The sequence below is a fragment of the Alteromonas alvinellae genome (assembly GCF_902705805.1).
Genome location: NZ_CACSIH010000093.1, coordinates 20,913 through 27,729, shown reverse-complemented (window position 1 = coordinate 27,729; position 6,817 = coordinate 20,913). Strand labels below are relative to the sequence as shown.

Below are 6,817 nucleotides of genomic sequence, written 5' to 3'. Positions count from 1 at the left end.
ATTTTAGGGAAATGAGCGCTCACGTCAACACTTATTTTAAAAAAAGTGTCATATTCGTTTTGAATGCTCGTTTATTCAGCAAAAACACCCTATTTCCAGTATCCCGTCTTCTTTCTCATCTGAAATTTACGCCATATTCCAGGCTTATGCGGCTTTAGCTTTCCTTTGTATTTGAGAATAAAGTCATCAATAGCGTCTAAAACGCGCTCGCTATTACGACCATCCCTGTATTTCTCATGGAGATCTACATAAGCATTTATTGCATCAATTACTTCAATAGGCTTCGTAAGCGCGTAATCTATAGCCGCTTCAATTTCACTTGTTTCTGTCACGTCTATTAGATGAGGACCTGGATTAGTATTGCGGAACGTCACCACCGGTTTTTCTTGCATCATAAATTCTAGAATGATGGATGAACTATCGCAAAGAAGCACACTTGCTTCGTTCACACTGTCTAAGTCAACGTTATGTAGATATTTAACGTTATCTATAGACGCAGCTAATTGTTTATAACGTTCCACAATTTCGGAGCCGTGCAGTTTAGGATGAAATGTAAGGATCCAGTTCCAATCTCTTTCTTTAGCTAATTTCTCGATAGTTTCAAAAACCGACTCGGCCGAACTAATACCTTTAGTAAACGTTGTTCCGTAAAGTATTGTTGGAGGATTTGATGCCGGCGGGCGTTTTCCTTTTATATAGGTATCGACCTTGCACCATCCTGTTTCATAAGCCTTAAAGCTACCATGCTGCTGTTCTAGAATTTTATAGGGTGCTGTACTGCTTGGTCCTTGTGTACAAATTAAGTCAAACCACCCGCGAATGCGGAAATGGGAATCTTCTTGATAGGTCTGTTCGCCACGCTTACCAATAAAGTAGCCATGAAATACGCCTACCTTAATACCAGGAATAAAATGATAAATGTAATTACCGGGAGTCAAAGTCGCATCGGGATTGAACTCAACAAGCTCTTCAACTGTTGCTAATCTTTTCTCATCGGCAAGTAACAAGTCTTCACAGCTATGCTCCAGATACCACGCTACTTCACCACCACGCTTTCTTATCTCAGATTGAATAGGTCGCAATATTGAATAGGAATAAGGCAGTGCCGCAAATAGTACATAGCGCTTTGACATGAACTCTCCGTAGAAATAGCATTTTGATTTTTTCTATAGTATATCAGCATTGTCGCTTTAAAAGATTGAAGCTAGCTATCGATAACAAGATTAATCATCAAGTGTTAATGTGTTTTATGCATTTCTTTAAAAAAGGCTTACCATGTCCTGCATAATTTCGCTTAAAGAGAGTTCTATGGCACAACCTGTAATCAGTTTTAAAGGTGTTTCTCCTACATTAGGAAAGAATGTCTATGTTGATGGCTCGGCAAGAATCGTCGGTGATGTAGTTTTAGAAGATGATGCGAGTATTTGGCCGCTGGTTGCAGCTCGTGGCGACGTAAACAAAATTCGTATTGGTGCCCGTTCTAATATTCAAGATGGCAGTGTTTTACACGTTACCCGTAAATCTGAGAAAAACCCCAACGGCTTCCCACTTATTATTGGTGAGGACGTTACCGTTGGGCACAAGTGTATGCTGCACGGCTGCCAGTTGGGTAATCGAATTCTAGTAGGCATGGGCGCTATTGTAATGGATGGCGTTGTTGTTGAAGATGATGTATTTATTGGTGCAGGTACATTAGTACCGCCAAACAAACGGTTAGAAAGCGGATTTCTTTACGTGGGAAACCCCATGCAAAAGAAAAGACCGCTCAACGACGCTGAAATGGCATTCCTGAAACAGTCTGCCGTTAACTATGTTGTATTGAAAGATGAGTACCTTGAAGAAGCGAACTAGTTTCGCTTCTCACCTTGCTCAACGATAGCCCTGACACGTTTTACAATATCTGAAGTATCGGGGCGCTTTTGTGTCCATATGTAGAATGCTTCAGCCGCTTGCTCAACCAGCATCCCTAATCCATCGATTTGTGTCTTAACACCAAGTTCGGCCGCATCTCTCATAAAGCGCGTGGGTGAGTTTTTATAAACCATGTCATACACCACTTCACAATTTTGTAAAACACCATCATTTAAACGGCACGGCAATTCATTGCTTAAACTGGCGGCTGTTGAATTAATAATAATATGAGGCGCAACATCTGCGATATCCTCAAGCGCGACCACCTGCACTTTAGCGTTAGAGGCAGCATTTACTACTTCCTCAGCTTTTGCTTTGGTTCTATTTGCAATGGTTAAAGAAGCGGCCCCTGCTTTTATTAACGGGGAGATTACGCCACGGGCTGCGCCGCCGGCACCAATAAGCAACACGCGCTTACCCTTAATTTCCACACCGCTGTTAAGCAAGTCGTTTACCAGCCCTACACCATCAGTGTTGTATCCCCACACTTCACCGCTGTCACCATTCATTAGCGTATTAACAGCTTGTGCATCTTTGGCTGCTTGGTCATCTACCTTTGCCAAGTTGAATGCATCAAGCTTAAAAGGCATAGTGACGTTACAACCTACCGCGCCTTCCTGAGCTAAAAACGCGTTGGCGGCATCTACAAAACCATCTACTGGCGCAAGTATCTTTTCATAAGAAATCTTTTCTCCCACTTGTTCAGCAAACATTTGATGGATAGTTGGTGATAAACTCTGTGCAATAGGATTTCCGAATACAGCGAATTTTTTCATGGGAATACGAGACTTATTTAATATAAAGAAGAAAAGCGATAATCGTGCTTCGCAGAGTACACCATATGAACGTATAGGTGGAGAGGAGAAAGTACGGGAATTAGCAAATACGTTTTACGACATAATGGAAACCGATCCACTCGCCAATGAATTGCTAGCTATTCACCCCCAGCCATTAGACAGAATTCGCCACGTGTTCTTTCTATATTTAAGTTTATGGCTTGGTGGTCCTGATGATTACCAGCAGCAGTATGGCCACCCGCGTCTGCGTGCACGCCACCTACCTTATACCGTAACACCGGAGTTAAAAGCTCAGTGGATGTATTGCATGCGAAAAGCCATGTTTAAAACGGTTGAAGATATCGCCTTAGCTCAACAGTTGATAGACGCACTTGATCAACTCGCCAATCACATGGTGAATACAAAATAAAAAAGCGCGTTGAAAGGATTAACCTTTTAACGCGCAACTCCCCTGTTACTGTCTACGCTCTTTATGGCGCATAAAGTAGTGCAATTGTGAAAGCCTAATAGTTAATAAGGCGTAGAACTAATAATTAGAATGTGTAACCCACCGATAAGGTATACACCCAAGGATCTATTTCAATATCACTTACCTTTCCAGCAGCATCACCCACTTTGAAGGTTGCTTCGGTATCTATATCAATGAATCGAACCGATGCATTGACATGCCATTTGGTATCAATTTGGTAATCCATTCCCACCTGTGCTGACAAGCCAAATGAATTATCAAGCGAAAGGTCGCTTAAGCCAGCTGTTTCATTCGCACCTGTAAACTCTTCATCAAATATAAAGGTATAGTTGATACCTGCACCAATGTACGGCTGAAACGCAGAGCTGGCATCATTAAAATAGTAGTTTGCGGTAAGCGTAGGAGGAAGATGCGTGACTTCACCAAGCTGGTTACCCGTCCCTAACGGATCAGCAACAGAAAAATTAACGTCGTGCTTAAACGGCGTTGCGGCAAGCAGCTCAATATTAATATTGTCAGTAATAAAGTACGCTACATTTAAACCTAGCTGAGTATCGTTATCGATATTAAGGGCCACGCCAAGATCAGTTCCACCCGCGACGATGTTAGACGTCGATTCGTCAGGAGCAACGGTCGTAAGACCGCCACGAACAATCCAGTCGCCCTGCTGGTGAGCGCTAGCTAAAGGTGAGAGTGCAGCAAGTGTAAGGCAAAGTGCAGATGCAGATAAAAAGTGTTTGCGCATGATGTGTCTCTTTTGTGTTTAACTAAGATGGCGCTACTTTACGCCTGTGGTTAAGAGAAACATTGATCCAGCGCAAGTTTGATAACTCACTGAAACGCAGATGATATTCCACCTTGATGTAGATCAAAAAAAACGCCGCATTAACGTTAATAAGGCGTTTTTTAGTCATTAAAGATGAAAGCTGCTATCGGCGGCACACTTAAGGATTTAAGCGCAGCCTTATTTAACAATTGATCACCAATCAGTAGGTTTTAACCAGTCTGTCAGCTTGGCCTCGGCGCTACCCGGTGCAGGCGTGTAACAGTACTCCCAACGCGCTAGCGGCGGCATCGACATTAGAATTGATTCCGTACGTCCGCCGGTTTGCAGTCCAAATAAAGTGCCCCGGTCGAATACAAGGTTAAACTCAACGTAGCGGCCCCGGCGATAAAGTTGGAAATCACGCTCTCTTTCGCCGAAATCGGTTTGCTTACGACGTTCAACAATAGGAACGTAAGCATCGATGAAGCCATTACCAACAGCCTGCATGAATGCAAATGACTGTTCAAAGCCCCATTCATTCAGGTCGTCGAAGAATAAACCGCCCACTCCGCGAGTTTCATTGCGATGCTTTAAGTAAAAGTAGTCGTCGCACCACTTTTTGTACTTAGGGTAGACATCATCGCCAAACGGCTTACATAATTTTTTAGCGGTATCATGCCAATGTACAACGTCATCTTTAAACGGATAAAATGGCGTTAAGTCGAAGCCACCGCCAAACCACCAAATAGGTGCCTCGCCCTCTTTTTCTGCAATAAAAAAGCGAACATTAGCGTGTGACGTTGGGATATACGGGTTATGTGGATGAATAACGAGTGAAACACCCATAGCCTGAAAGTTTCTTCCTGCTAATTCAGGCCGATTAGCCGTTGCTGATGCCGGCATTTGACTGCCAAACACATGGGAAAAGTTAACGCCACCTTGTTCAATCACTGCACCATTTTTTAGTACTCGAGAACGGCCACCGCCACCTTCTTCACGCTGCCAACTGTCTTCGACAAACTGGCCCTTACCGTCGGCAAGTTCAAGGGTTTGGCAAATAGTGTCTTGCAACCCCAGTAGATAACTTTTTACTTGTTCTATTACTTCAGCGGCGTTTTTACCGTCCAGTAATCCTGCTGATGTCATGCTCTTATTACCTCTGCTGTGTCGCCATCTCGAATGGTGCTGGGTTTAGTTGCACCGCCTACTTCCCCTTCGACGTAGAATACAGAATCAGCGAATACGTTTTTTGCTTCTTCAGTGGTCGTGGCCGGCGGTTGGCCGGTCAGGTTAGCGCTTGTAGAAACTATTGGTTTTCCTAGCTTATTACACAGCTCCACTACCACTGGGTGGTTAGTTACGCGCACCGCTATTTTACTATGCTTGCCGGTTAACCAAACTGGCGCAGATGACGACTTAGGTAATAGCCAGGTATTAGGGCCTGGCCAGCTCGAAAAAATATCAGTGCGTCTATCTGGGCGAATGGCATTGTCGTTTACATAAGGCAGTAGCTGACTGTAATTCGCAGCAATCAAGATCACGCCTTTTTCTACCGGTCGCTGTTTTATCTCTAACAGCGCATTTACTGCGGCTTCATTGTCGGGGTCACATCCGATGCCCATTACCGCTTCGGTTGGATAAACGATTAAACTGCCAGCTTGGAATGCGGCAACAACAGGGTCTACTTCAGGTGAGTTAGCCTCAACGGGGGTAAACGTGTTTACGTTCCCATTTTGGATATCAGACATGGTTTTAATCTCTTCGTATAGTTACTTTTTATAGCCGCAAGCTGGCTGAGGACACTGTAACTGCCCCTTTTTATCTATCAATACTCCCCAACCGCAGTCTGGGCAGCTTTCATTTACCGGCGTGAAATTTAGCACATATCGACATTGTGGATAATGGTTGCACGCAAAAAACTGTTTGCCGTATTTGTTAGTACGCGAGATTAGGTGTCCTTTCTTACACTTTGGACAATCCACCAAAGTGTCTTCTTTTTCTTTAATGGGCTCTATGTGATGGCATGAAGGAAAATTAGTGCATCCGATAAACATGCCAAACCGCCCCTTCTTTATGGCTAAGTCGGATGCGCACTCTGGGCAGGCTACACCGTCTAAGGTTTTCAGTATGGTGGTTTGTTTATCGTGAAGTGGCTTACTAAAGCTACATTCCGGATAGCCCGTACACCCGATAAAAGGGCCGGATTTACTGTTCTTTATATGAAGAGGTTTACCGCACTCGGGGCAATCTCCGAAATTATCATCAAGAGCATGCTCGTGCGCTGAAAAGAGTGAATGGTCTATTTTAGACATGTATTGGACGTTAAGGCCTTAAATGCGCTGTAATTTTACAGCGCATTTTTAAGTAAAGATTCAAATACCAGTGACTACAACTGCATTAATGCAGAACACCATCTGGCTCTTCGAACAAAAGATCTTCCATTTGTGCGTAGGCTTTCTCTTTGCCAGGTACGTTGAATAGTACCATTAGCACAACCCACTTCAGGTCTTCCAAGCAAAACTCATTGGAATCAATTTCCATAACACGATCTATAACCATTTCGCGTGTGGAGGCATCCAACACATTGACCTGCTCTAAGAACATAAGAAAACCGCGACATTCCACATCTAAACGCATTTGTTCTTCATGCGTGTAAATACGGCTTAAGCTAGTGCTAATGCCTTTACAAAAGTACGGTTTGATATCCGTCTCTTGCAGTGCCGCTAACTTTTCTAACCATGCGAGGGCTTTATAAATCTCATCGTGATGAAATCCTGCGCGCACAAGCTCTTCCGTTAACTCGTCTTGGTCAACACGAATTTCCGTTTCACTGTGAATGAAGTTTTCAAACAGATACATGAGGATATCGAACAT

Annotated in this window: 9 protein-coding genes; 2 read left to right on the top strand and 7 right to left on the bottom strand. The window is 43.6% G+C overall.

Annotation, left to right across the window (positions count from 1 at the left end):
* Nucleotides 1-89: 89 nt before the first annotated feature.
* Nucleotides 90-1,133, bottom strand: coding sequence for a UDP-N-acetylglucosamine 2-epimerase (locus ACX5KA_RS06000; RefSeq protein ID WP_014977872.1), 1,044 nt, complete (start codon nt 1,131-1,133; stop codon nt 90-92).
* Nucleotides 1,134-1,308: 175 nt separating this feature from the next.
* On the opposite strand from ACX5KA_RS06000, the gene ACX5KA_RS05995 reads away from it, so the two are divergent.
* On the top strand, nt 1,309-1,851 hold the full coding sequence (locus tag ACX5KA_RS05995; RefSeq protein WP_014977871.1) for a gamma carbonic anhydrase family protein: 543 nt from the start codon (nt 1,309-1,311) through the stop codon (nt 1,849-1,851).
* On the opposite strand, the gene aroE is transcribed toward ACX5KA_RS05995, so the two are convergent.
* Nucleotides 1,848-2,687 (bottom strand): shikimate dehydrogenase, encoded by an 840-nt coding sequence (gene aroE, locus ACX5KA_RS05990; protein WP_039222347.1) that lies wholly within the window; start codon nt 2,685-2,687, stop codon nt 1,848-1,850. The genes ACX5KA_RS05995 and aroE overlap by 4 nt on opposite strands.
* Between aroE and ACX5KA_RS05985 the strand changes: the two genes are divergently transcribed.
* Complete coding sequence (locus ACX5KA_RS05985; protein ID WP_014947737.1) at nt 2,686-3,117, top strand: group II truncated hemoglobin; 432 nt, start codon at nt 2,686-2,688, stop codon at nt 3,115-3,117. The two genes, aroE and ACX5KA_RS05985, sit on opposite strands and share 2 nt — an antisense overlap.
* Nucleotides 3,118-3,241: 124 nt before the next feature.
* Here the strand turns inward: ACX5KA_RS05985 and ACX5KA_RS05980 are convergent, their stop codons facing one another.
* From ACX5KA_RS05980 to ACX5KA_RS05960, 5 genes are all read right to left on the bottom strand, one after another.
* On the bottom strand, nt 3,242-3,922 hold the full coding sequence (locus tag ACX5KA_RS05980; protein ID WP_014947736.1) for an OmpW family outer membrane protein: 681 nt from the start codon (nt 3,920-3,922) through the stop codon (nt 3,242-3,244).
* Nucleotides 3,923-4,156: 234 nt separating this feature from the next.
* A complete protein-coding gene (gene hemF, locus ACX5KA_RS05975) occupies nt 4,157-5,089 on the bottom strand; it encodes an oxygen-dependent coproporphyrinogen oxidase (protein ID WP_039222335.1) in 933 nt (310 codons plus the stop codon).
* A complete protein-coding gene (locus ACX5KA_RS05970; protein ID WP_039222334.1) occupies nt 5,086-5,691 on the bottom strand; it encodes an L-threonylcarbamoyladenylate synthase in 606 nt (201 codons plus the stop codon). Before ACX5KA_RS05970 ends, hemF begins: the two co-directional genes overlap by 4 nt.
* A gap of 21 nt (nt 5,692-5,712) precedes the next feature.
* A complete protein-coding gene (locus tag ACX5KA_RS05965) occupies nt 5,713-6,255 on the bottom strand; it encodes a DNA topoisomerase family protein (RefSeq protein ID WP_039222332.1) in 543 nt (180 codons plus the stop codon).
* Between the two features lie 85 nt (nt 6,256-6,340).
* Nucleotides 6,341-6,817 carry a DUF494 family protein gene (locus ACX5KA_RS05960; protein WP_014947732.1) on the bottom strand — a complete coding sequence of 159 codons (477 nt, stop codon included), beginning with the start codon at nt 6,815-6,817 and terminating at the stop codon, nt 6,341-6,343.